Below are 26,733 nucleotides of genomic sequence, written 5' to 3'. Positions count from 1 at the left end.
CAATCCATTCGTTATTCTTTGTGGGGCGGCGGTGCAAGAACCTCACGGTTCCCGTTATGCCCCTGTGCACTTACGACACCACTCATTTCCATTTGTTCAACCAAGCGCGCAGCCCGATTGTAACCAATTCTAAACTTACGCTGCACACTCGACACACTAGCTCGACGTGTTTCAGTAACAAACGCCACGGCTTCATCATAGAAGGCATCAAATTCTTGATCCTCACCCTCAGGCTGTTCGCCTGGCAGTAAGACTTCAGCCGTCGCTTCGCCATTCAGGATCTCATCAATGTATTCAGGCTCACCACGTTTCTGCCAGTCTGCAACTACAGCATGTACTTCGTGATCATCCACAAATGCACCGTGAACACGGGTTGGCACAGGGCTACCAGGAGGCAGATAAAGCATGTCACCCATCCCTAGCAAAGTTTCTGCGCCTTGTTGGTCTAGAATGGTTCTTGAGTCTATTTTACTAGAAACTTGGAATGCACAACGGGTTGGAATGTTGGCCTTGATCAGACCTGTAATAACATCTACAGATGGACGCTGTGTGGCAAGGATAAGATGGATGCCCGCAGCACGTGCTTTCTGCGCGATACGTGCAATAAGCTCTTCTACTTTTTTGCCCACTATCATCATCATGTCGGCAAATTCATCGACCACTACCACGATAGCAGGAAGTTTGGCTAAGTCAGGCGCTTCAGCATCCATACTTTCTTCATTCTTCCACAGTGGGTCCTTTATTGGTGTGCCATTAGCAATAGCTTCTTCTACTTTCGCGTTATAGCCTTTTAGGTTACGCACGCCAAGAGCGCTCATTAGACGATAACGACGCTCCATCTCACCCACGCACCAACGAAGGGCATTGGCGGCTTCTTTCATGTCGGTAACCACTTCAGCAAGCAAGTGAGGTATGCCTTCATAAACGGAAAGCTCAAGCATTTTCGGGTCAATCATGATCATGCGAACATCTTCTGGCGTGCTCTTATAAAGCAAACTAAGAATCATAACGTTCACACCTACAGATTTACCTGAACCTGTAGTACCCGCAACCAAAAGGTGAGGCATTTTGGCTAAATCGACCACCACTGGCTGACCTGAAATATCAGCGCCCAACACCATGGTTAATGGTGATTTATTAGACTGAAAAGTATCGCAGCTAATAACTTCGCTCAGCCGCACCATTTCACGTTTTTTATTCGGCAGTTCTAAGCCAATTACTGACTTACCCGGAATAACTTCCACTACACGCACCGAGATAGCTGACATAGCGCGGGCTAAGTCTTTCGACAGTCCTGAGATCTTGCTCACTTTTACCCCAGGTGCTAAATCAAGCTCAAACCGGGTAATAACAGGGCCTGGGAACACGCCAACCACCGTCGCTTCAATGTTAAAGTCAGCCAGTTTTTCCTCTACCAAACGAGAAATACCTTCAATCTCTTCTGGCGTAAGCGGGTTTTCATGTTTGTCGGCACGTTCAAGTAAATCAAAGGACGGCATAGGTGGTAAATCAGGGTCTAACTCACCTGCCCTCGCCTTCACAGGTTTGGCACCTAGTGCAGCAGGCGTAAATGCTTGGTTAGCACCTTGACTCGCTCCCTGAGTTTCAACAGTTTGCGACTGTAGCGTTTCCGTATTTGGTTCGCTACCTTCAACAGATGGCGCGCTGTTATTTGCAGAAGTTATTGGCTTGCTTCCAGTTTCGTAAGGCAAGTCTTCATCAAACTCTTCTAAGTCGTCAAAGTTAATATGCGGACTTTGCTGCGCTTGGTGTTTATGCTCATGTTGACTGCTATCATCTTCTGACTGAACTGAGTCATCTTGGCTCGATTTACCCAAACCCACTTTGTCTTTAAAGCTACCAGTAACCGCACTACGCATACCTGACAATGAGAACGACGACTTTTTCGTCTCATCTGCATCTACATCTGCACTTGATGTCGCATCGTCTTCCTCGGCGTTGACAGTATCGTTGGGATTAGATTGAGCAGACTTGTCCCCGTCATAGGTATAAAACGGCGGTTCATCATCTACATCGTCAATGCCAAAGGTAGGCTCACTGCGTGATGGCGTAGTTTTCTGTGTCTGTGATGGTTTTGTCTGTGCAGTAGAAGCCAAAGGTTCAGCGCGCATACTAGTAATATCTAGCTCTGCACCTTCGTCGCCACTTTGATTAGACGATTTGTTAGCTAGGGCTAGTCGCGGCATTTCGAATGCTAACAAACTCTGAGGCGCTGAAAGAGTCTTGCGTCCTAACCACAGCGTACCTTCACCTAACCTGTCGATAATAGTGAGCCAGCTAATACCCGTTAGTAAGGTAAAGCCCGTACAGAAGAAACAAAGAAGTAGCAAAATTGTGCCAGCTGTATTGAAGTAAGGCACTAGCGCTGAACTAATTACGTCGCCAACAAAACCGCCGGCTGAAAAGTTGTAGATGTCGTCAAAATTTATACTGGCGATGCCCGTTGCACCGAGGGCCATCAACAGCCCACCGATAATTCTTAATCCAATAGTAAGGTAATCGAATTCATCGAGTTCTTTAATGTGTTGGAATAGAAACCACCCTAAGAAGGCGGAGCCGAAAGGCAGCAAATACGCTAAAAAACCAAATGAGAATAGCAGAAGATCAGCGACCCACGCCCCTGTTGCTCCAACCCAGTTGTGAACGTCGAGTTGTAATCCAGCCTGACTCCAACCTGGGTCTCCTGGATGAAAAGATGCTAGTGCCAGCAATAAGAAGAAGGCGAAAACACAGGCGATAATCATACCTGCTTCCCACACTCGCTGAACCCCTGTTAATCGCGCCATAACCCTAAAAAACCTTCAATTTCCATCGCATGTATTACCGCAGATAGCTTTTTACGCTATGCGGTAACCGCAGTACTAACCGCAACAAAGAGCTTAGCGAACTCTTTGCTATTCCTACATAATTATTATTGATTTACTTTTTGGTAAGTTACTGAGCGCACAACTGAATTAATACACCCATCCCCTACCCTGTGCTTTAGCGTGCTGTTAATCCTTTGGTAAAACACAAACACTGTATTTTTGCACAGCCTACCACAAAACCACGCTATTGAGCCACGCTTTCATTACTTCAAATTAATGCGCAGCGACGATGTACTTTTTACTTCTTCCATCACAACGTACGTCCGCGACTCACTCACTCCGGGCAAGCGCAGTAAAGTATCACCTAATAATTTCCTATAACTTCCCATATCTGCAACGCGTGCTTTAAGAAGGAAGTCAAAATCTCCGGACACCAGGTGACATTCTTGTATATCGTCATGCAGTTTTACCGCAGCAGAAAATTCTGCAAAGATATCTACCGATGTTTTCGTTAACGTAATCTCTACGAACACAAGCATAGCTGCGCCGAGCTTTTCTGGGTCAACGACAGCATGATATCCTTTTATATAGCCCTGAGCCTCCAGCCTCTTAACTCTCTCAAGACAAGGGCTGGGGCTTAATCCCACTTCTTTAGCAAGTTCGACGTTTGATATACGCCCGTTTTTCTGTAACTGTACCAGGATATTCCTGTCTATTCGGTCTAGGTGTTTTGGTGTCTTTACCAGCATATAAAATATCTTAAAAGCATCTTTTAGGAGAATTATATGCTACAAACGCCCATTCTTCAGCAGATAGTTCGTTTTTTTATCACGTATACTCCGCAAATATGTTCACGTGCTTCAAAGCCGAACACTATTTATCAAAAGTTCAACCAGAGCCGCTTAGAAGCTCACTATAAGATTGAGGACTATACATGTTAGTTGGTGTACCAAAAGAAATTAAGAACCACGAATACCGTGTTGGCTTGACGCCAGCAGCTGTAAAAGAGTTTGTTAGCCACGGTCACAGCGTTTTAGTAGAAACGAACGCAGGTGAAGCAATAGGTTTCACTAACGAAATGTATGTCGAAGCAGGCGCAGCCATTGCATCAACGGCTGAGCAAGTGTTTGCTGAAGCAGAAATGATCGTAAAAGTTAAAGAGCCTCAGCCTAACGAGTGTAAAATGCTTCGTAAAGGCCAGACACTATACACCTACCTACATTTAGCGCCTGATCCTACGCAAACAAAGCTGCTTGTTGAGTCTGGTGCAACTTGTATCGCATATGAAACAGTGACTGACGACCGCGGTGGGCTTCCACTACTAGCACCAATGAGTGAAGTAGCTGGCCGTATGTCGGTTCAAGCTGGCGCGCACTACCTTGAAAAAGCACACGGCGGTAGCGGTACACTTCTTGGTGGCGTTCCGGGTGTAGCACCAGGTAAAGTACTGGTTATCGGTGGTGGTGTTGTTGGTACTAACGCAGCAAAAATGGCACTAGGCCTTGGTGCTGACGTTACTATTCTTGACCGCTCGCTTCCTCGTCTTCGTCAAATCGATGATATCTTTAACGGACAAGTAAAAACGGTTTACTCTACCGTTGACGCTATTGAGCACTACTCTTCAAAAGCTGACCTTGTTGTTGGTGCGGTACTAATTCCTGGTGCAGCAGCTCCGAAGCTTCTTACTCGCGAACAAATTAAGGCAATGAAACCTGGTTCAGTGCTTGTTGATGTTGCTATCGACCAAGGTGGATGCTTTGAAACATCTAAAGCGACCACACACCAAGACCCTGTTTATGTTGTTGACGATGTAGTTCACTACTGTGTTGCAAACATGCCTGGTGGCGTTGCGCGTACTTCTACGATGGCACTTAACAATGCCACATTGCCATTTGGTCTAGCCCTAGCTAACAAAGGCCCAGCGAAAGCAATGCTAGAAGACAAGCATTTGCTTAACGGCCTAAATGTGCACGAAGGTAAGGTAACGTACAAAGCCGTTGTTGACGCTCTAGGTGAAGAACTAGGTCTAACCTATACACCAGCTGAAGTAGCGCTTAAAGGCGAATAATTTCTTAAGGTTAGTCTCGGGTGGGGCTGTGGCCATACCCTTGAATAAGAATATCGGAATAAAAAAGCTCGGTATGTGAACATCACATCCGAGCTTTTTTGTATTTGAAATAAGTCTAACCGTTTATTGATGCGTTTACTGCTTTCAGTACGGCAATAGGGTCTTCCGCTTTAGTGATAGGTCTTCCCATAACTAAATAGCTCACGCCAGCTTTCATAGCATCGGGAGGCGTCATGACGCGTTTTTGATCACCAGCGTCTGCGCCTACTGGGCGAATACCCGGTGTAACTAGCAGAAAATCGTCGCTGTGTTTTTCGCGTAACGCGCTGGCTTCCTGCGCTGAGCAGACAATGCCGTCTAATCCTGCTTTTTCTGTTAGTGCCGCCAAACGCAGCACTTGTTGTTCTGGTGTCACACCGCTTACTACATCCGCCAACTGCGCTTCATCCATGCTGGTAAGAACGGTAACCGCAATAAGTTTAGTTTGAGGGTTGCTGCTTGTTGCAATCGCCTCTTTAGCTGCTTGCATCATAGGTAGGCCGCCCGATGCATGTACGTTTACCATCCATACACCCAGCTCCGCCGCTGCTTTACACGCTTTCGCTACAGTATTTGGAATGTCATGGAATTTAAGATCCAAGAAAACGTCAAAGCCTTTAGCGATTAGCGCTTTTACGAATTCTGGTCCAAATAAGGTGAACATTTCCTTGCCCACTTTTAGCTTGCACAAGCTTGAATCTAATTTATCAACAAACGCCAATGCAGTGTCTTTATTGTCATAGTCTAATGCAACAATAACGCGTGGGTCATGCATGTTCTTTTATTCTCCGTCTAGCCCTTTGATAGGTTTTACTACGCCCCACTTTTTACAGCTAGGGCATAACCAATATAATTTTCGACCGGAAAAGCCACAGCTGCCACAGCGGTATTTCGGGCGCTGCAACATTTGCTTTTCCACCAATTCTTTAAGTAAGCGTAAGCTATCAGCCGTGGTTTTATCTGAAAGCTGGTCAATGTAAAGCCCCATAAGGGTTTTAAAGCCGCGCATGGTCGGGCGTTTGCGAAGTTGCTCTAGTAAGTACTCAGCCGCCTGTGCCGTTTCACCGCGCTTCATAAGCACATCAACCATGGCTAAATAGGACGTAGCACACTCCTGCCAATGTGCTTCTAAGTTCTTCTGAAAACTTTCCCAGTCGTCAGTTTCTTCAGCAATTTTTTCCAAACTAGGTACGGCTTCGCTGAACCAGTTGATATCGCGTTCGGCCACTTGCGTAAAGTACGCGTTGGCATCAGTAAAGCGTTTTTGATCAAGCGCTATATCACCTAACATAAGCCACGGCCTAACCGCATGTTCGTCGGCATTTACCGCTTTTTGTAATAAGGTCAATGCCGCCCCTTGGCTATCGTTCTTCAACTCAACCGATGCTTGTTCACAATAAAAGTGTGCAAGGCGTTCGCACAAATCATCATTGTCACCATGACACTGCACCATACGTTCAGCTAATTCTATGGCTCTTTCCCACTCTTTCGTGGTCTGGTAGATACTGAAAAGTTGCTGTTGAGCTACAAGGTAGTGTTTATCGCTGTTAAGCAGTTGAAGAAAAGCATTTTCAGCACGCTCTAGAAAGCCTGCTTGTGTGTAGTCGTGACCAAGCTCCCTCAGTGCATTTTCTCGTTGAGCCGGCTGGAGCTCATCACGGCTAACTAAATTCTGGTGGACTTTAATTGCGCGGTCTATTTCACCTCGGTGACGGAAAAAACTCCCCATCGCGATATGCGTCTCTACTGTATCGCTATTCACGTTAATCATTTTGATTAGCGTATCGACTGCTTTATCAGGTTGGTCTGAGAGAAGGAAGTTTAGCCCCTTGTAATAATGCTTAGATAGAATGCTAGACTGCTTTCGCTGCGCTTGACGGACACTATTTCGGCCCATTATCCAGCCGTAACCTGCCGCAACAGGCAAAAGGAGAAACAGCAGTTCGAGCATTAGTGTTCTTGTTCCAGACTCTGTATTTTAGACTGCGCAGACATCAGCTGAACACGTAATTTTAGCCAGCTCATTAGCATTACCAAAATTCCGATACCAACGCCAATTGAAAGTGTTATCGCTATTAACGTCGATAAGCGAAGATTCGCCTGAGCAATTAAATAATTAACTGTTACTTGTGCTTCATTTTGAGAGCCAATGACAAACGCGATCGCGAGCAGAACCAAAATGATAAGAAACGTTAGGATCCCTTTCAACACTCAACCCTTTTTTGTTGATTTATTTACAAGAATAGCAAAATGCGAAAAGAGATAACACTAAAAGCGTAAGTGAAATGATGTTATACCAACCCGCATCGATAATTGCCCATTCAGAAGGCTCTGGCATTAAGCCGCACCTTCGCTTTCTAGATCCTGACGTTGGGGTTTGGCAATAAGATTGTCTACCACTAAATCGTGGTGAAGGGCTGACATATTAGTAATAAAAATACAGTGTGTATAACCCGCCTGCATCGTTTCGAGCTTGTCATACATGGCTTTGTCTAGCTTTGATAGCTGGGCAAGACGCTTCTTAGTTAACGGTGTTATCGCACCGTGACACCGGATAGCAGTGACATCTGTGGCACTGAGATGTATTTTTTCTTCATCTAACTGAGTTTTTATCTGTGTTCGCAACTTAGAAAAAAGGAAGTCGCGTTCTTTTATATACACTAAGCGGCTATCGCTCTTTCTAACGCAGTGAACCACTAACGCTTGTTCAGATGTTTCTTTAAACATCGCCTCTAGAATTTGTGACTTGGGCTTAGCCTGCCCTTTGTCTGCAAAAAAGCCGTGCAGTGGGATAATATTTTGAGTGCGCGAAAAAGGATAAAGGTCGTCAGATGCGTCACTTTGATACACCGTTTTGAGCCTGTCTAACGTAAAGCGGTTCATCACACATAGTACCGATAAAGACGGCATATGCCTAACCGCCAATTCCCAGATATAACGGTGAGTTGAGCGTTGAATACGCGCAATATCTCTTACTTTGAAATACGCGGTATTTTCTTCAACCATATGATCGACGCTCGAGCTCACTTTAGCCTTACGTGTATCTTCAACAAGGCACAACCTCACCACGCCCGTTTCCGCTTGGTAGTGCACAACCTTATATTTTTCACCTTTAATTTTCAGTTCCGGTACTGAAACACGAATTTCCTTTTGTAGCTCACTTTTCGGTGCAACAATTAACTTCATTCCACTTGCACTTAGATCAGCAACCCGCGCATCAATCGATGTCAGCAGTCCAACTTTGATAGAGGCAGGTTTATCAATAACGTAACGTGTCTCACTGCGTCTATCTAAATCCTCTTCCATTACATAATCAATTCGCCAATTATTGCCGCTAGCCCTCAAGGTTTTTGACAAGGGTTTGAAATCGCATTTTGCTGAAAGAGTCAGATTAGTAAGATAAGCAGACACGTCTTTACAGTAAAGAACATGGGAGATCTGCGCCAGTTGCTCAAATTCTTTACTGGCAATATCGTGAATAGCAAACGCTTTTTGTTTATCTTCTCGCGTCACGCTATCAAGTCGACAATGGGTACAGATGAAGTCGCCACTTTTGGCAAGAAGATAAACCAACGCGTTAAGCTGTTTTAATGCCAGTAGTTGTCTATGCGTCGCTGTTATTTGAACGTTACCATTTTTGGTTTTGATGTTGCCATGAAAGACATACGCTTCATTATACTTGCGCAGCTCGTCAACTAACGTCGCGAAGATAGGCTTATCTTGTAGGCTAGCCAAGAGTTTTTCGGCGTCGTTATGCTCGACATTGGCTTTGGTAAACAGGGCAATAATTGGCTTAAGCGACTTCTTCTCTGGCGCGAGAAACACGGGCAACCACGGGCTATTTTCAAGTATTCGGTCGCGTTCTAGTTCTTGCATGGCGCGTTCTATTTCTAAATCACGCTGCAAAGGCTGTTTATACGCGGTAATCGCTACATATCGTTTAAGGGTTGCAAGAAAGCCTTTATCCACGTCGTCTTGAAAAACAAACGATGTCTCATACTTCCCTAAGTGCTTGTTGTATTTTACCGACTCTAGTTCAAGCGTTATTTCAGTCGGTTCTTTAGTAAGTCCTTTAACTTCAGGAATAGTGAACGTAATAATGTCACCAGTAGAAGCGTTCGGTGGCCTTTTCGTTTCAAGAGCAATGCCTTTGTGTGACATCGAACTGATCGAACAATGACGGCCTTTCTCAAAATCGGGGGAAGAAATAGTAAAGTTTGGACGAATTGCGATGTCATCGCCGAAATCTATATCAGTAAACGATTGGCTTTCAACATTAAAAGCATCGACAATTTTTTTGAACTGTTCTTTTTTTATTTGGTTTTGGTAGAAGTCTGAGTTCATTACTGACTCAAACACGCCTACCGTATATCTGTCTTGATAAAGTGATGTTTCGTTTTTGAGTATCTGCGCGCCGACTTTATCAAGGCGCATTTGAACCCCGAAGTGCTTGAATTTCATGACGGGGAATTGAGCAAAGGCAGAGTTATCAGCAGGTGCGTCGGTTAACGACGTTAATCGAACAACCTCCTCTTTTACTACTTTTCGAACACTACTAGGTAGACGCTTCGAAAACTTGTTAATTCCTTCTAACAGCTTGTTTTGTTGTTCATAAGGAATTAACGCGCGAATGAGCGGCTGGTATTGTTTTATTATTGCTTGTTCGTCGCCGGCTGACATTACTTCTATGAATACCGTTTATTATTATTTGAACAATATATAACCCTATTCGAGTTGGGGTCAATAGGTATCAAAAATTAAACGAAAGTATATCAGCAATAACGAGCACCTTATTTTAGCTAAGGCAAATAGACTATTGAATTTTGCTAAATAACAATAAGGCAGCAGACACAAAAAAGCCGCTTTTCAGCGGCTTTTAAAATGCATTATGCGATTGAGGCGTCTACCCTTTCGCGAAGCTCTTTACCAGGCTTAAAGTGCGGTACATATTTACCGTCAAGTTTCACTGTCTCACCCGTTTTTGGGTTTCTACCTACGCGTGGAGCGCGGTAGTGAAGAGAGAAACTGCCAAAACCTCTAATTTCAATACGCTCACCCTTTTGGAGAGTTTGCGCCATTTGCTCTAGAAGTTCTTTTATCGCCAGCTCAAGTTCCTTCGCCGGAATATGACGCGCTTGATCCGCGAGCCGTTCAATTAATTCAGACTTGGTCATGCTTAACCTCATTGTCAATATTATTGTTTAAACAGCTATCGCGAATTGGGTGTGCATCTGCACACCCACAAAAGCATTATTCGCCTTTAGCAGCTTTAAATGCTTCTGCCATCGCGTTAGCGAAACCAACATCTTCTTGCTGGTTAACTTTATCGATAGCTTCTTTTTCGTCAGCCTGATCTTTCGCTTTAACAGATAGGTTAACAGTGCGGTTCTTACGGTCAACGCCCATGAACTTCGCTTCGATGCTATCACCAACGCTTGCTACTTCTGTTGCGTCTTCAACACGCTCTACAGCAAGATCTGCAACGCGGATGTAGCCGTCAACTTCTTCAGCTAGGTTTACAGTAACGCCTTTCGCATCAACTGCTGTTACTGTACCAGTAACGATAGCACCTTTCTTGTTATCTGTCAGATACTTGTTGAAAGGATCTTCTTCGATTTGCTTAACGCCAAGAGAGATACGCTCACGCTCTGGGTCGACTTGAAGTACAACTGCAGAGATTTCGTCGCCTTTCTTGTAGTCGCGAACCGCGTCTTCACCAGACTTGTTCCAGCTGATGTCAGAAAGGTGAACTAGACCGTCGATGCCGCCGTCAAGACCGATGAAGATACCGAAGTCAGTGATTGACTTGATCTTACCAGACACTTTGTCACCTTTTTCGTGTGACTCAGCAAATGTTTCCCAAGGGTTAGCAATGCACTGCTTAAGACCTAGAGAAATACGACGACGCTCTTCGTCAATTTCAAGAACCATTACATCTACAGTGTCACCTAGGTTAACAACTTTAGATGGGTGGATGTTCTTGTTAGTCCAATCCATTTCAGAAACGTGTACAAGACCTTCAACGCCGTCTTCGATTTCAACGAAGCAGCCGTAGTCAGTAAGGTTAGTAACCTGACCGTTGATCTTAGTACCTTCTGGGTAACGAGAAGCAATTTCTTGCCATGGATCGTTGCCCATTTGCTTCATGCCAAGAGAAACACGCTGCTTCTCTTTGTCGAACTTAAGTACTTTAACGTTGATTTCGTCACCAACATTCACGATTTCACTTGGGTGCTTAACGCGCTTCCAAGCCATATCAGTGATGTGTAGAAGACCGTCTACGCCACCAAGGTCAACGAACGCACCGTAATCGGTAAGGTTCTTAACGATACCCTTGATTTCATGACCTTCTTCAAGGTTAGCAAGAAGCGTTTCGCGCTCTGCGCTGCTTTCTGCTTCGATAACTGCACGACGAGAAACAACAACGTTGTTACGCTTAGCGTCAAGCTTGATAACTTTAAATTCAAGCTCTTTGCCTTCAAGGTGCGTAGTGTCACGTACTGGACGTACGTCAACAAGAGAACCAGGAAGGAACGCGCGTACACTGTTAACTTCAACAGTGAAACCGCCTTTAACTTTACCGTTGATAACGCCTTTGATAGTAGCTTTATCTTCGTAAGCTTTTTCCAGCTCAACCCACGCTTCGTGACGCTTCGCTTTTTCGCGAGAAAGGATAGTTTCACCGAAACCATCTTCAACTGCATCTAGTGCTACGTCTACTTGGTCACCGATAGCGATTTCTAGTTCGCCTTCAGCGTTTTTGAATTGGTCAGCTGGGATAGCACTTTCTGATTTCAAGCCTGCATCAACAAGAACGATGTCTTTGTCGATAGAAACAACAGTACCTTTTACAATTGAACCAGGACGTGTTTCTAGTTCTTGTAAGCTTTCTTCAAAAAGTTGTGCAAAATTTTCAGTCATAAGTCTCAAATAACTTTTAAGTTGATATCCACGCTTCTTATCCGGATAACGCGGGGTTATTAAAATTAGTCGCCACTTCCTGTAGCAACACTGCTTTGGATGCGATCAGCTCTCGTCATTAAAGGCGTGAGGAAATAATATCCATCGCTTTTTCAAAGACTTGGTCAATATCCAAGTCCGTTGAATCTATAATTACTGCATCTTGTGCCGGTACCAAAGGAGCCACTGCACGCTGTGTATCGCGCTCGTCTCTTGCCTTGATATCGGTTAAAAGGCGCGCAATATTAACATCCATGCCCTTTGCTTTCAACTGGCTATAGCGGCGTTCTGCACGGGCTTCTGCGCTTGCTGTGAGGAAAATCTTTACAGGCGCTTCGGGAAATACCACTGTACCCATGTCGCGACCGTCGGCAACAAGACCAGGATCTTGTTGGAAAGCACGCTGTCTGCGAAGTAGTGCTTCGCGAACCCGGGGTAATGCTGCAACTTTTGATGCCACAGCGCCAACTTCTTCAGTGCGAATATCGTCAGTAACGTCTTCGCCTTCTAAGATAATGCGAGTGGTATCGCCATTCGTCTCGAAACTAACATCAAGACCGGTTGCTAGAGGAACAACACATTCTTCATCATCACACGGAAGGTCGTGGTGAAGTGCAGCAACTGCTAATACGCGGTAAATTGCACCGCTATCTAGAAAGTGCCACCCTAATTTTTTTGCCAGCAAGCTACTTAATGTACCTTTGCCTGCACCACTAGGACCGTCAACCGTGACTACGGGTGTGGAATGCATACCTGCTCCATCGTTTAAATTACTAAAAATCGCGCGCAATTATACGCTTTAGTGAGAGATAAGCAATGCCGCCTCTAATTGGCGGCATTGAAGATCAGGTTAAACCTGATTCAGATCAATGGGGCAAGTAAGGCGATTACCGGCATTGCCTACCATTATTTAAGAGCAATATTTTTTGAGCCTTTACGCGCTATACAGTGTTTTAAAGCGGGTAAAGTAGTCTGGGAACGTTTTGCGCGTGCAGCCCGGGTCGTTTATTGTTACCGGCGTATCGCTTAACGCAACAAGCGAGAAGCACATGGCAATGCGATGGTCGTTATACGTGTCTATCTCAGCATGTTTTAGCGACTCAGTTGGCCACACTTTAATATAGTCATGCCCTTCTTCCACTTTCGCGCCCAACTTTTGAAGCTCGGTGGCCATAGCCGCAAGACGGTCTGTTTCCTTAACACGCCAGTTATAAATATTAGTCATGGTCGTTGGACCTTCAGCAAACAATGCCGTAGTCGCGATGGTCATGGCCGCATCTGGAATATGGTTCATATCCATGTTCACGCCTTTAAGCGGCGCACCCGTTATTTCAACATACTCATCGTTCCAAACCACCGTTGCACCCATGGCCTCAAGTACATCAGCAAAACGAATGTCACCTTGAATGCTGTTCTGGCCAATTCCGGTTACGCGTACCGTTCCACCTTTAATGGCACCGGCTGCAAGGAAGTAAGATGCTGACGATGCATCGCCTTCTACCATAAATTTACCCGGCGCAATATACTTAGCGTCACCAGAAATCGTGAACGTTTGGTAGTTATCATTTTTAACAGTAACGCCAAACTTCGCCATGGTATCTAACGTGATATCGATATAAGGCTTAGAAACCAACTCACCTTTTATGCGAATAGTCACATCGCCAGAAAAGAGCGGAGCTGCCATTAAGAGCGCGGTTAAGAACTGGCTAGATACACTGCCGTCTACCGACATTTCACCGCCGTTTAAAGTCTTACCTTTAATTTGTAGCGGTGGGTAACCTTCATTTTTAAGGTAAGTTACTTCAGCATCGGCTTCGCGTAGCGCATCGACTAAGTCGCCAATTGGACGCTCTTCCATGCGCGGTTCACCGGTAAGTACCGTATCAACGTTACTTGCAGCAAGTGCAGCGCACAAAGGACGCATTGCTGTACCCGCATTACCCAAGAAAAGCTCAAGTGGCTCTGCTACGTTAAATGCACCACCGTTACCTTGCACAACACATTGTGTTTTATCTTCGCTAAGGCGGTAGTTTATGCCTAATTTAGTTAGTGCATTTAGCATGTGCTCAATATCTTCGCTATCAAGCAAGTTGGTTAATTCAGTTTCACCTTCAGCTAACGCGGCAAGCAGTAGTGCGCGGTTAGACAGACTTTTTGAGCCAGGTACATTGATCTCTCCCGATACTTTTGCAATCGGGTCTAATGTTAACTGCTCCATTTTATCCATTCACTCTTTCAAATTCGCGCATAAATTCAACTAGCGCAACAATGCCCTCTACTGGCATTGCATTATAAATACTGGCACGCATGCCCCCAACTGAACGATGCCCTTTAAGAGCAAGTAACCCTGCTTCTTGCGACTGTTTAAGGAACAATCCGTCAAGTTCAGCATTGGCTAAATGAAACGGCACGTTCATTTTTGAACGGTTATCAGGGTGAACTTTACTTGAGTAAAAGTCAGAGCTATCAATAGCTGAATACAATAACGCCGCCTTTTCCGCATTGCGTTTCGCCATAGCATCAACACCGCCCATATCTTTAAGCCACTCAAATACAAGGCCAGCCAAATACCATGAAAACGTTGGCGGTGTGTTGTACATAGAGTCAGACTTTGCCGCTAGTGCATAATCGAAGATAGAGGGCGTTTCTTTACGTGCTTTGCCAACCAGGTCTTCGCGAACAATAACAACTGATAAGCCGCTTGGGCCGATATTCTTTTGTGCGCCAGCGTATATAACGCCATGTTTTGCTACATCTAACGGCTGAGACAATATAGTCGAAGACATATCAGAAACAAGCGGAACCTTGCCCGACTCTGGTAGCCAATCAAAAGCTATTCCGTCAACGGTTTCATTTGGACAGAAATGGTAATACGCGGCAGATTGATCAATATCGCTCAACTGAGGCTGCGCAACGTAGTGACAGCCGTCTTTTTCAGACACTTCACCCACCACTTTGGCGTGGTTGTATTTGTTTGCTTCGTCAACGGCACCTTTAGACCAAGAACCGCTGACTAAGTGAAGACTGGTATCGTTAGCGTTTGATAAGTTGAGCGGTACAGCGGCAAATTGCCCACGCCCACCACCGTGCGTGAACAGCACATGATAGTTGGAAGGAATGGACAACAAATCTCGCAAATCTTGCTCAGCTTTTGCCGCTATTTCAATGAAGTCTTTACCACGATGGCTTACTTCCATTACAGAGCAGCCTAGGTCGCGCCAATTTGTAAATTCTGATTGTGCTTTTTCCATGACTTCTTTTGGAAGCATAGCCGGGCCAGCACTAAAATTAAAAACCTCTTTCATCGCGTTTTTCAACACCTGTAGATAATTACCGTTTAACTCGCTTTGTTTTGAACATTTTGCGGGTCTATTAGGTAAACAAGCGGCTTAAGCCGCTTGTTTGAAAGAACACTGATAATGCGCAAGTATGAATACCTGCGCCCTATCCCTACTCTTCTGTCGTTAAGCCGTCACCGTCTTCTGCGGTGTTCTCTTGCTCTTGAACAGCAGTTTCTGCTTGTTCTGGCGCATCGTCTGAAATGATTAGGTTACCGTCTTCGTCGAATTCTTGTAACTCTTCCACTTCTTCAATGCGTTGTAACCCTACAACGTGCTCACCTTCTACGGTGCGTATTAAGCGAACGCCTTGTGTGTTACGGCCTACTACTGACACTTCGCCTACACGGGTACGAACCAGTGTGCCTTGGTCACTAATAAGCATAATTTCATTGGTTTCGTCTACTTGAACCGCGCCAACCACTTTACCATTACGCTCAGACACCTTAATTGATACAACACCTTGTGTCGCACGGCTCTTCGCAGGGTAATCTTCAAGCGGAGTACGCTTACCGAAACCATTCTCTGTTGCTGTCAGGATTGGGCCGTCGCCTTTAGGAACAATAAGTGATACCACTTTTTGACCATCTTGCAGACGAATACCGCGAACACCTGTGGCTGTTCTTCCCATAGGACGAAGTGCCAGAAGCTCTTCACCCGTCTCTGGGTCACGCTTAACTTCACCGGTTTCGCTGTCGCGAAGCTTCTCGTTGAAGCGAACCACTTTACCTGCATCAGAGAACAACATTATGTCGTCATCACCGTGAGTGATATCAACACCAATCAGCTCATCACCTTCGTTCAGGTTAACGGCGATAATACCGCTTGAACGTGGGCGAGAATATAGGCTCAGGTCAGTCTTTTTAACCGTACCGTTTGCCGTCGCCATCAGTACAAACTTGCCTTCTTCAAACTCTTTAATAGGAAGAATAGCAGTAATACGTTCGTTCTCTTCAAGCGGTAGGATGTTAACAATTGGGCGTCCGCGCGCGTTACGGCTAGCAAACGGCAACTGATATACTTTCAACCAGTACAAGCGACCACGGGTTGAGAAGCAAAGTATGTGATCGTGGGTATTAGCTACCAATAATCTTTCGATGAAATCTTCATCTTTCATCTTGGTTGCTGATTTACCACGGCCACCACGACGCTGTGCTTCGTAGTCTGTAAGTTTTTGATATTTCACATAACCTTCGCGAGAAAGCGTTACTACAACATCTTCTTGCTCTATAAGATCTTCAATATCAATATCGTGACTTGCTGCCGTAATTTCAGTACGACGCTCATCACCAAATTCATCACGTACTTTTTCAAGTTCTTCTTGAATCACTTCCATCAAACGCTCTGGGCTATTTAGGATGTGAAGAAGTTCTGCGATGATCTCTAGAAGTTGCTTGTACTCTTCAAGGATCTTCTCGTGCTCAAGACCCGTTAGCTTGTGTAAGCGAAGGTCAAGAATAGCTTGCGCTTGCTGTTCTGTCAGGTAGTACTTGCCGTCGCGAATACCAAATTCTGGCATTAACCAGTCAGGACGTGCAGCGTCATCGCCTGCACGCTCAAGCATTTGCGCTACATCACCTAAGTCCCAACCTTGTGCTACAAGCGATTTCTTGGCGTCTGCTGGGCTTTGTGACGCTTTAATCAACTCGATAATTGGGTCGATGTTCGCAAGCGCTATCGCCAAACCTTCAAGAATGTGAGCGCGGTCACGGGCTTTACGTAATTCAAAAACAGTACGACGTGTTACTACTTCACGGCGGTGAAGAATAAAGCATTCTAGCGTTTCTTTAAGGTTGAATACCTTAGGCTGACCGTTATCAAGCGCAACCATGTTAATACCGAATACCGTTTGAAGCTGGGTATTCGCGTATAAATGATTAAGTAGGACTTCAGCAGATTCGTTGCGTTTAACTTCGATAACAATGCGCATACCGTCTTTATCAGACTCGTCTCGCAGTGCAGAAACGCCTTCGATGCGCTTTTCTTTTACCAGTTCAGCAATCTTTTCAATAAGACGCGCTTTGTTAACCTGGTAAGGGATCTCGTTAACAACAATGGTTTCTTTACCGTTGCTGTCAGTTTCAATTTCCGCCTTAGCACGAAGATAAATTTTACCGCGGCCTGTGCGATACGCATCTTCAATTCCCTTGCGCCCGCTGATCATCGCCGCCGTTGGGAAATCTGGACCTGGAATGTGTGTCATCAAGTCGTCGATGGTAATAGACGGGTCTTGAATTAACGCTACGCAGCCGTTGATTACTTCGGTGAGGTTATGTGGCGGAATATTCGTCGCCATACCAACCGCGATACCCGATGAACCGTTAACAAGAAGGTTAGGCACCTTCGTTGGTAATACTTCAGGAATATGCTCTGTACCATCGTAGTTAGGTACGAAATCTACGGTCTCTTTATCTAAATCGGCAAGTAACTCGTGCGCAATTTTAGCCATGCGAACTTCGGTATAACGCATCGCAGCAGCAGAGTCGCCGTCTACCGATCCGAAGTTACCTTGACCGTCTACTAGCATATAGCGAAGTGAGAACGGTTGGGCCATACGAACAATAGTGTCGTAAACTGCAGAGTCACCGTGAGGGTGATATTTACCAATTACGTCACCTACCACACGGGCAGATTTTTTGTATGGCTTGTTAAAGTCGTTTTTCAGTTCGTTCATTGCGAACAGCACACGACGGTGCACTGGCTTCAAGCCATCTCTTACGTCAGGCAAGGCTCGCCCGACAATAACGCTCATCGCGTAATCAAGGTAAGAGTTCTTTAACTCTTCCTCAATATTAACGGGGAGGATTTCTTTAGCGTTATCAGACATAAACTGCTTAATCCCTTTATCTTGGTTTGTTCTGCGTTATCCAGCACTTCGCTTCACATCATTGTGAAAACAAGGCGTGGGAGCGCACTGTTATTATTATGTGGGTCATAATCGTGCTTCGAGTGTACCACTTGATGACAGAATTATGTAGCGCTTAATTACGCTTATTAATCAACTAAAAGGCAAGCGATTATTTTTCGTTCGACCCTTCTTATAATTTGTCTATTTCTGTTTAAAAACAGTGAAACACAACCGTAATTTACGATATCTTAAAAAGAGATAGATTAAGGATTGTTTTACTCATGACGAACGTCGATCAACAAGAAATCAATAAGTTCTCTGAACTCGCTTCACGCTGGTGGGATCCAGAAGGCGAATTTAAGCCATTGCACCTTATTAACCCACTTCGCTTAGACTTCATTAATCAACACAGTGAAGGCCTGTTTGACAAAAAAGTCGTCGATATTGGCTGTGGTGGCGGTATTTTAGCAGAATCTATGGCGCGTGCAGGCGCGACGGTAACCGGCTTGGATATGGCTGAAGCGTCGTTAGAAGTAGCGAAGCTGCACGGTTTAGAATCAGGGGTAAAAGTTGACTACGTATGTTCAACTGCCGAAGCATTCGCAGAAGCAAATGCAGGACAGTTCGACGTGGTAACCTGTATGGAAATGTTAGAGCATGTACCCGACCCTGCTTCTGTTGTGCTGGCCTGTGCTAAGTTGGTTAAGCCTGGTGGCCATGTTTTCTTTTCTACGCTTAACCGAAACCTAAAGTCGTATCTGATGGGGATCGTGGGAGCGGAATATATCCTTAAACTGGTTCCAAAGGGCACCCACGATCACAGTAAGTTCATCAAACCATCTGAACTTATGGCGATGACCGATCATGCTGGTTTGCTGCCTCGAGATATGACAGGTCTACACATGGACCCAATTTCTCAAGGCTTTTATCTCTCTGCGAATAATGTCGACGTTAACTACTTACTATATACAGTAGCGCAAAATTAATTTAACACTATATATTGGGTTGCGGCGATATTTTAAACACCATATATCGTGTTTATATAAAAACTATTTTCTAAGAATAAATTAATTTTTATGTCGAAGAAATAATTAAAAATGCTTGCAATCCAGATATTTTACGCTTGTAGAACGCTAAAAAGTTAGTTGTTACTAACATAAATTTCATGCCAGATTGAGTGCTTGAAATACCACCAGATATTGGGTTGCATTAAGACTAAAACCTCACTATCTTGTGTTTAATTCAGCACGTGATCCCAATGCAGATTTTCTGGGATCGCACAGATCGCTAACGAGATTATGGCAATGCCATATGCAGTGTATGACATCAACCTCGCTGAAAATATAAATGCAGTGAAAAAATTAAATGAGCAGTCTCTACTTTGTACTTTCGGTATTGGTTTAGGCCGCTTTCGTGTGTGTTGTTATCTGGCGTGAGCCAATGGTGATAATCTCACTCACACTCAATAAATTAAAAATGAAAATGGGCATTACATAGCCCACGCATCAAGCGCTAACAGACAAACGGCCAGTAACATGAACAACAACTTATTAGTCACCAAACGCAACGGTGAAAAAGAGTCCATCGACTTAGAGAAAATCCACAAAGTCGTGACATGGGCAGCCAAAGGACTTAAAAACGTTTCAGTTTCACAAGTTGAAATCAAGGCACAAATCCAGTTTTATGACGGTATCAATACTAGCGAGATCCATGAAACCCTGATCAAATCAGCGGCAGATCTTATTTCTACCGATGCGCCAGATTATCAATACCTAGCTGCACGCTTGGCCATTTTCCACCTCCGCAAAAAAGCCTATGGTCAATTTGAGCCGCCTGCCCTACTTGAGCATGTAGGTAAAATGGTTGATATGGGCAAATACGATAAGCACTTGCTTGAAGACTACACGCCTGAAGAATTTGCTGAAATGGACTCGTATATCGACCATTGGCGAGACATGAACTTCAGCTACGCTGCAGTTAAACAGCTTGAAGGTAAATACCTGGTTCAAAACCGAGTTACAGGTGAAATCTACGAAAGTGCACAGTTCCTATATATCTTAGTGGCGGCATGCCTTTTCGCAAATTACGATAAAGCGACGCGTATGGACTACATCCGCCGCTTCTATGATGCCGCTTCAACATTCAAGCTGTCATTGCCTACACCTATTATGGCTGGCGTACGTACGCCTACTCGCCAGTTTAGCTCATGTGTACTTATCGAAACCGGCGATAGCTTAGACTCAATCAATGCAACGGCAAGTGCCATTGTTAAATACGTAAGCCAGCGCGCTGGTATCGGTGTAAATGCAGGCCGTATACGCGCACTAGGTAGCCCTATTCGCGGCGGTGAAGCATTCCATACGGGTTGTATTCCGTTCTACAAATACTTCCAAACAGCCGTTAAAAGCTGTTCACAAGGTGGTGTTCGTGGTGGCGCTGCTACGCTGTTCTACCCTATCTGGCATATGGAAGTTGAATCACTGTTAGTGCTTAAGAACAACCGTGGGGTTGAAGAAAACCGTGTACGTCACCTAGATTACGGCGTTCAGTTCAACAAACTAATGTACCAGCGCATGATGAAAGACGGCTATATCTCACTATTTAGCCCGTCTGACGTTCCAGGTCTTTACGATGCCTTCTTCGCTGACCAAGAGAAGTTTGAAGAGCTATACGTTAAATACGAAAACGACGACAGCATCCGTAAGAAGCAAATTAAAGCGATGGAGCTATTCAGCTTGTTCATGCAAGAGCGTGCAAGCACAGGTCGTATTTACCTACAAAACGTTGACCACTGTAATACGCACAGCCCGTTTAACCCAGAAGTTGCGCCAGTTCGTCAGAGCAACCTGTGCCTTGAAATTGCGCTACCTACTAAGCCGCTTCAGCACGTTAATGATGAGAACGGTGAAATTGCACTATGTACGCTGTCAGCGTTTAACTTAGGTGCGATTAAGTCACTGGACGAGTTTGAAGAGCTGTCTGACCTTGCAGTACGTGCGCTAGATAACCTGCTTGATTACCAGGACTACCCCGTTCCTGCTGCATATAACGCTACAATGGGACGTCGTACGCTAGGTGTCGGTGTTATCAACTTTGCATACTACCTTGCTAAAAATGGCGTTAAATATTCTGATCACAGCGCGAACGGTCTAGTTCACCGCACGTTCGAAGCAATGCAGTATTACCTATTAAAAGCGTCGAACAATCTTGCTAAAGAAAAAGGTGCGTGTCCTAAGTTTAACGAAACCACCTATTCTCAAGGCATCATGCCAATTGATAGCTACAAGAAAGATCTTGATAGCGTATGTAATGAACCACTTCATTACGACTGGGATGCACTTCGTGAAGAAATCAAAACTCACGGTTTGCGTAACTCTACGCTGTCAGCATTAATGCCGTCAGAGACGTCTTCTCAGATTTCAAACGCGACAAACGGCATTGAGCCACCGCGTGGTTTTATCAGCATTAAGTCGAGCAAAGATGGTGTTCTTAAGCAAGTTGTACCTGAGTACGAAACGCTGAGAGACCAATACGAGCTACTTTGGGATATTCCTTCAAACGATGGTTACCTACAACTTGTTGGTATCATGCAGAAGTTTATCGACCAAACTATCTCAGCGAATACCAACTACGATCCAAGCCGTTACGAAGGTAACAAGGTACCAATGAAGCTTCTTCTTAAGGACCTTCTTACTACGTATAAACTGGGTGTTAAAACACTTTACTATCATAACACTCGCGACGGCGCGTCAGACACATCTGCTCTCGATGCTAAAGCGAGCGAGCCTATGCCACGTCAAGAAGAAGAGGTTGTAGAGGAAGATGATGATTGTGCAGGTGGTGCGTGTAAGATTTAGAACACGCCCCCTGTTTAAATGGCAAATGCATAAAAGGAGTTAACTGCATTTGCCATTAACGTTTCGCAGCAAGAACACAAACAATAATACGCGTTAATCATTAAGTTTTTAGTTAGGCCATCATGAAATACACTACGTTTAATCAGCAAAGTACTAATCCATTGATCGAGCCGATGTTTTTCGGTAACCCCGTAAACGTTGCACGCTACGACCAGCAAAAGCATGCCATATTCGAAAAGCTTATTGAGAAGCAAATTAGCTTTTTTTGGCGCCCTGAAGAAGTTGACGTTTCTCGCGACCGTGTTGATTTCCAAAAATTGACCGACCCAGAAAAGCACATCTTTATTTCAAACCTTAAGTACCAAACCCTGTTAGATTCGGTGCAAGGCCGTAGCCCGAACATCGCGTTCTTGCCTATTATTTCACTACCAGAGTTAGAAACTTGGGTTGAAACCGAATTCCGACAAAAAACTATCACAAATCAGCGAGTGAGTGAGTGTGAGACACCAAAAATAAATGAAAATTGCATCAGCAAAGATATGGTAATTTTACCAAAAGCAGAGTTTGTCGTTACCAAAACAGGTGAAAAGAAAAGTTTTGGTATATCGGAAACAACGCACTATATGCTGACTATTCACTAATTCGAGAGAGATTGACATGGCCTACCAAACATTTAGAAAAGAAAGTAACGACCCACTTAGTGAGCCTATTTTTTTTGGAAATTCAGTGAATGTATCGAGATTCGATCAGCAGAAGCACTCAATCTTTGAAAGGCTTACTGAAAAGCAAATAAGTTTTTTCTGGCGACCTGAAGAGGTGGATCTTAGCAGAGACAGAATCGACTTTAATAAAATGACTGATTCTGAAAAGCATATATTCACTTCTAACCTAAAATATCAGACGCTTTTGGACTCCGTACAAGGTCGTAGTCCGAGCATTGCACTCCTTCCTATCTGCTCTCTAAGTGAATTTGAGCTTTGGGTCGATAGTTGGGTTTTCTTCGAATCCATTCACTCAAGATCTTATACACACATTATGAGAAATGTGTTTAACGACCCTTCACCAGTCTTTGATGATATCACTCAAAATCCGAATATCATCAAACGTGCGGTTGACGTCAGCAAGTATTATGATGATCTTATTTTTGCTACTCAACTTTGGCAGACTTTAGGCGAAGGTGTTCATAAAGTTAATGGAGTTAGCCACAACATTACGGTTCGTGAACTTAAGAAGAAACTTTTCCTCTGTATGCAATCAGTCAACGCACTAGAAGCCATTCGATTTTATGTTTCATTTGCCTGCACATTTGCCTTTTCAGAGAGAAAGATGTGTGAAGGCTCTGGAAAAATACTGCGTCTAATTGCAAGAGATGAAAATCTTCATTTAACATCAACACAGCATGTTATTAATCTTTGGCGAAGTGGCAGAGACGATCCTGAAATGAAAGAGATTGCTGAGGAACTGCACGATGAAGCACGAAATATTTTTTTATCAGCAGTTGAGCAAGAAAAAGAATGGGCAGACTATTTATTTAAAGATGGCTCTATGATCGGCCTAAATGCTCAAATCTTAAAGTCTTATGTCGAATATATCGCTAACCAACGCATGAGCGTTATTGGTTTCGATCAGCCTTTCGACGTTTTAAGCAACCCATTACCTTGGATGAATAACTACCTTAGCTCCGATAATGTTCAGGTTGCTCCACAGGAATCTGAAATTTCCAGCTACTTAGTAGGTCAAATTAGTGCCGAAGTTAACTCAGAAGATTTTGAAGACTTTGAACTCTAATTAGTTACGTCTTGTGAAGAAAATAATATGTAAAACAGAGTTCGGGACTATTGATGTACCGGACTCTGGGGACACAATTTTAAAGTCTCTTTTGGCGATTAATATCGACATTCAATACCATTGTAAAGAAGGCTTTTGTGGCGCTTGTCGGTGCCCATTGGGCACGGGTTCTGTTGAATATATCATTGACCCTCTTGCCTTCATCCATGATGAAGAGTTTCTCCCTTGCTGCTCAAAACCTCTGACAGATATTGTTATAGATTTAACCCGTTAGAATTAGTAAAACTGTTGGACAGCATGAACACAGTTCCCATAAACGATATTCTAATTGGTTTGGTGTGACCGTCTGCAACACGCTTCAAGCAGATTTTATTGCACAGCTATCGAAATTTTCGCTTCACATACCCCCTTTCCGCTATGTACTAAAAGCGTTCATAAACAGTCTGCAAGTACAAGGATACGAGCATTCAATTATACAAATGAAAACAAAAAAATGTTTTTTCAACGAAACTGAGTGTTACTATATGACCTCAGTAACAAGTTGCTAGGTGCATAAGGATATTTTATGAAGCTCAAAGAATTGACAATTCTGTTTTTATTAGTTTCAACCTTCCCTCACGTCGTATTTGCATCTGAAACAATCAATTGTCACTTTGATAAGTTTCATCAGACTAATCACGAAAAGCAGTCACTATCAGGATATGCAGAGATTAATCAGAGTTTAGAAATAGTCGACTTCAAAACTAGTAAGAACACGCTTAGCAAAGATGGAAGTGAAAGAGCAACAAACAGTATGTATTGGGTGTTGTTAGAAAATAAGAATTGGGAATTAGAATCGCTAAATTTAGCTGGTGATTTTGGTGAGCTTTTGGTTATTGAAGTTAAAAAAGATATTAAGTCACCTGAAATTGTAGGCTGGTTCATGGCAAAGCTTGTGGATGTGAGCTCTGTATCTACGAAAACCAGACTTGGCAAGTGCTTTATTCAGTAAGGTAAATGTTATTTCTGTTATGCGGGTGTTATGAGTTAAGGATGATCTGATGCAATGTCCAACATGCACTAAAGAGTTTCACGTACAACCGGATAACTCTCAATATTATTTTTTCTCTGAACAAGATGAAGACGCAGAATTCGAGAGTGGTTTTGGTTTTGCTGTTCAACTTTGTCCTTCTTGTAGCAATATCGTTGTAATGTATAGGGAAGGTGAAGTTTCGGAACTCAGCGGAGAATGCAGGTTAAGAAAGATAAAAGAAGAAAAAGCTATTTATCCCCAATCTACTGGGAAGCTGTTACCTGAAGAAATACCTCAAGAATATAGAGAAGAATTAAAGGAAGCATATTTAGTGCTTCCTTTAAGTCCAAAAGCTAGTGCGGCCCTTTCAAGGCGACTCTTGCAAAAGATATTTCATCTAGAGCTAAAAATAAAAAAAAGAAATCTATCAGATGAAATCGATGTTTTCATTGCTTCTTCTGATGTTCCAACTTACTTATCAGAGGCCGTAGATGCTATTAGAACAGTAGGAAATTTCGCAGCCCACCCATTGAAAAATAGCCACTCTGGAGAGATTGTAGACGTTGAAGACGGAGAGTCTGAATGGCTAATAGAAGTTCTTGAAGCATTATTAGATTATGTGTTCGTGCAGCCTAGGAAATTAAAGGCGCGCAAGGATAAGCTTAATGAAAAGCTTGAACAAATGGGAAAGCCGCCATTAAAAGGCTCATAACAAATAGAGACCGACTCAGCCCTTCAAGTGCGGGACTTTTTTAGACCTGCCCCGGCTTTGGTGTCGAATCTCCGTTAGTTATCTAAGAAAGCCTCTGATACTGGTCGGCTGCTCGGTACGTTTAACGAGCATTGCTAATCACTGAATTTTACCCCAACATCAACTATTTGCACGAATTGCCGCTTGAAATAACAGATAATAGTTGAAGTCTAAATCCCGCTTAATTACGGCTACCGAGCTAAAGCAACGCTGCGACTATACTACGAACCCTCTCAGCAAATCGATTATTATCTTAAGAATAGGAAAATCTCTTGTGAATTGGATGAATTAGGGAAAGAAAGTGCATGAATACTTTTCACATTTGTTTCCCAACTCAACGATTACTTATAACGCGAAAATAGTTGGTCGTTACTCTTAAAATGAGAGACAGATTGACGTTTTAATAGAAGGTGACGTTGCAGAGTTTCTTGCAGCGACCAACCACTTTATCAAGGCGAAGTACTGATAGTTTTTCATCAAGCGCATAACAATGCTGTTCTTATTTGTCTACAAAATGAAGCCAAGATAGCGTTTGTCTGCTAGCATTTAAAATAGAAAGCTCAATTAACAATGGTAAATCACTGAAATGGAAGATATAGATATCAACCCAATGTCTGAAAATGTAGAGAAGCTGCTCAAAGTCGGTGCGCAAGCGATGATATCGAATATTGAAGAAAATAAAGAGTATCGGGATGGCGTGGCGCAATTGATGAAAAATCACAATCGAATCGAAAATGAAGGAGTTCTACTCGTTCAGCCCTATTACCACTTTTGTTGTCAAGTCTACGTAACTGAGGGAAAAAAAGGCCTTTATGAAGTTTTAAGAGAAGGCATTCTCCCATCGATAACAACTCCTCTTTTTCAAATGTGGTTTATCAATGACTTTCATACTAGGAACTACGAAAAATACCTAGCCACAGATAGGCCTGCATAGCAATTTTACTTAGTAATGCTTTAAGATATTGAAAATCAATGTTTTTTAGGTTTTCGCACACATCATTTTGATGTCTTTTTTTACTTGCTGAAATACTCGATAATATTTGTGCAGGCAAATTAACGTTAATTTCAAAAGGACAAAAGGCATGGGTAAAGTTTCATCAGTTGACAGACTCTTTGCAAAACTAGAGAAAGAAAGGAGACTAGTGCTTTCTCTAATGTACGATGTACGGGCAGTCCTTGAAGAAAAAGGGCTTGATGATATTTATATACACTCCAAGTTAAATAGACTGAGCGTAGCCAAAGAC

Annotated in this window: 20 protein-coding genes and 1 pseudogene; 9 read left to right on the top strand and 12 right to left on the bottom strand. The window is 43.6% G+C overall.

Going from position 1 to position 26,733, the window contains the following annotated elements; translation table 11 throughout:
* Positions 1-11 precede the first annotated feature (11 nt).
* Both MHN09_RS21575 and lrp read right to left on the bottom strand, forming a co-directional pair.
* Positions 12-2,807: a DNA translocase FtsK gene (locus MHN09_RS21575; protein ID WP_156078406.1), complete on the bottom strand. Its 2,796-nt coding sequence runs from the start codon at positions 2,805-2,807 to the stop codon at positions 12-14.
* Positions 2,808-3,091: 284 nt separating this feature from the next.
* Positions 3,092-3,577 carry a leucine-responsive transcriptional regulator Lrp gene (lrp, locus tag MHN09_RS10880; protein ID WP_014949635.1) on the bottom strand — a complete coding sequence of 162 codons (486 nt, stop codon included), beginning with the start codon at positions 3,575-3,577 and terminating at the stop codon, positions 3,092-3,094.
* A 185-nt stretch (positions 3,578-3,762) separates the two neighbouring features.
* On the opposite strand from lrp, the gene ald reads away from it, so the two are divergent.
* The gene (gene ald / locus MHN09_RS10875; protein WP_049588668.1) at positions 3,763-4,896 is read left to right on the top strand and encodes an alanine dehydrogenase; all 1,134 of its coding nucleotides are present in this window, start codon (positions 3,763-3,765) and stop codon (positions 4,894-4,896) included.
* Positions 4,897-5,011: 115 nt separating this feature from the next.
* On the opposite strand, the gene pyrF is transcribed toward ald, so the two are convergent.
* From pyrF to gyrA, 10 genes are all read right to left on the bottom strand, one after another.
* Positions 5,012-5,710, bottom strand: coding sequence for an orotidine-5'-phosphate decarboxylase (pyrF, locus tag MHN09_RS10870; RefSeq protein WP_039234640.1), 699 nt, complete (start codon positions 5,708-5,710; stop codon positions 5,012-5,014).
* Between the two features lie 6 nt (positions 5,711-5,716).
* On the bottom strand, positions 5,717-6,886 hold the full coding sequence (lapB, locus tag MHN09_RS10865; protein WP_014949638.1) for a lipopolysaccharide assembly protein LapB: 1,170 nt from the start codon (positions 6,884-6,886) through the stop codon (positions 5,717-5,719).
* Positions 6,886-7,143: a lipopolysaccharide assembly protein LapA domain-containing protein gene (locus tag MHN09_RS10860; protein ID WP_014949639.1), complete on the bottom strand. Its 258-nt coding sequence runs from the start codon at positions 7,141-7,143 to the stop codon at positions 6,886-6,888. Before MHN09_RS10860 ends, lapB begins: the two co-directional genes overlap by 1 nt.
* Before the next feature lie 129 nt (positions 7,144-7,272).
* Positions 7,273-9,615: a PilZ domain-containing protein gene (locus tag MHN09_RS10855; protein ID WP_014949640.1), complete on the bottom strand. Its 2,343-nt coding sequence runs from the start codon at positions 9,613-9,615 to the stop codon at positions 7,273-7,275.
* Positions 9,616-9,821: 206 nt separating this feature from the next.
* The gene (gene ihfB / locus MHN09_RS10850) at positions 9,822-10,109 is read right to left on the bottom strand and encodes an integration host factor subunit beta (protein ID WP_014949641.1); all 288 of its coding nucleotides are present in this window, start codon (positions 10,107-10,109) and stop codon (positions 9,822-9,824) included.
* A gap of 76 nt (positions 10,110-10,185) precedes the next feature.
* Positions 10,186-11,856 (bottom strand): 30S ribosomal protein S1, encoded by a 1,671-nt coding sequence (gene rpsA, locus MHN09_RS10845; RefSeq protein ID WP_014949642.1) that lies wholly within the window; start codon positions 11,854-11,856, stop codon positions 10,186-10,188.
* A gap of 118 nt (positions 11,857-11,974) precedes the next feature.
* Complete coding sequence (cmk, locus tag MHN09_RS10840; protein WP_014949643.1) at positions 11,975-12,646, bottom strand: (d)CMP kinase; 672 nt, start codon at positions 12,644-12,646, stop codon at positions 11,975-11,977.
* 183 nt (positions 12,647-12,829) lie between these two features.
* The gene (aroA, locus tag MHN09_RS10835) at positions 12,830-14,113 is read right to left on the bottom strand and encodes a 3-phosphoshikimate 1-carboxyvinyltransferase (protein WP_156078408.1); all 1,284 of its coding nucleotides are present in this window, start codon (positions 14,111-14,113) and stop codon (positions 12,830-12,832) included.
* 1 nt (position 14,114) lies between these two features.
* Entirely contained in the window at positions 14,115-15,200 is a 1,086-nt protein-coding gene (gene serC / locus MHN09_RS10830; RefSeq protein ID WP_014949645.1) for a 3-phosphoserine/phosphohydroxythreonine transaminase, read from the bottom strand.
* Positions 15,201-15,345: 145 nt separating this feature from the next.
* Positions 15,346-18,060 (bottom strand): DNA topoisomerase (ATP-hydrolyzing) subunit A, encoded by a 2,715-nt coding sequence (gyrA, locus tag MHN09_RS10825; protein WP_156078409.1) that lies wholly within the window; start codon positions 18,058-18,060, stop codon positions 15,346-15,348.
* A 302-nt stretch (positions 18,061-18,362) separates the two neighbouring features.
* Here gyrA and ubiG point away from each other — a divergent pair, with 302 nt between their 5' ends.
* From ubiG to MHN09_RS10785, 8 genes and pseudogenes are all read left to right on the top strand, one after another.
* Complete coding sequence (gene ubiG / locus MHN09_RS10820; RefSeq protein ID WP_014949647.1) at positions 18,363-19,067, top strand: bifunctional 2-polyprenyl-6-hydroxyphenol methylase/3-demethylubiquinol 3-O-methyltransferase UbiG; 705 nt, start codon at positions 18,363-18,365, stop codon at positions 19,065-19,067.
* A 549-nt stretch (positions 19,068-19,616) separates the two neighbouring features.
* Entirely contained in the window at positions 19,617-21,938 is a 2,322-nt protein-coding gene (gene nrdA / locus MHN09_RS10815; RefSeq protein WP_239240668.1) for a class 1a ribonucleoside-diphosphate reductase subunit alpha, read from the top strand.
* A gap of 122 nt (positions 21,939-22,060) precedes the next feature.
* Positions 22,061-22,393: pseudogene (locus MHN09_RS10810) on the top strand (ribonucleotide-diphosphate reductase subunit beta); the annotation flags it as partial.
* Between the two features lie 202 nt (positions 22,394-22,595).
* On the top strand, positions 22,596-23,726 hold the full coding sequence (gene nrdB / locus MHN09_RS10805; RefSeq protein ID WP_061095165.1) for a class Ia ribonucleoside-diphosphate reductase subunit beta: 1,131 nt from the start codon (positions 22,596-22,598) through the stop codon (positions 23,724-23,726).
* 13 nt (positions 23,727-23,739) lie between these two features.
* Entirely contained in the window at positions 23,740-24,000 is a 261-nt protein-coding gene (gene yfaE / locus MHN09_RS10800; RefSeq protein ID WP_081099377.1) for a class I ribonucleotide reductase maintenance protein YfaE, read from the top strand.
* 291 nt (positions 24,001-24,291) lie between these two features.
* Positions 24,292-24,717 (top strand): hypothetical protein, encoded by a 426-nt coding sequence (locus MHN09_RS10795; RefSeq protein WP_061095166.1) that lies wholly within the window; start codon positions 24,292-24,294, stop codon positions 24,715-24,717.
* Between the two features lie 49 nt (positions 24,718-24,766).
* Positions 24,767-25,450 carry a DUF4145 domain-containing protein gene (locus MHN09_RS10790; protein ID WP_081099378.1) on the top strand — a complete coding sequence of 228 codons (684 nt, stop codon included), beginning with the start codon at positions 24,767-24,769 and terminating at the stop codon, positions 25,448-25,450.
* Between the two features lie 625 nt (positions 25,451-26,075).
* A complete protein-coding gene (locus tag MHN09_RS10785) occupies positions 26,076-26,423 on the top strand; it encodes a hypothetical protein (protein ID WP_061095167.1) in 348 nt (115 codons plus the stop codon).
* Positions 26,424-26,733 lie beyond the last annotated feature (310 nt).

The sequence above is a fragment of the Alteromonas sp. MmMcT2-5 genome (assembly GCF_022348315.1).
Taxonomy (GTDB): Bacteria; Pseudomonadota; Gammaproteobacteria; order Enterobacterales; family Alteromonadaceae; genus Alteromonas; species Alteromonas macleodii.
This window is presented reverse-complemented; position numbering and strand designations above follow the sequence as displayed.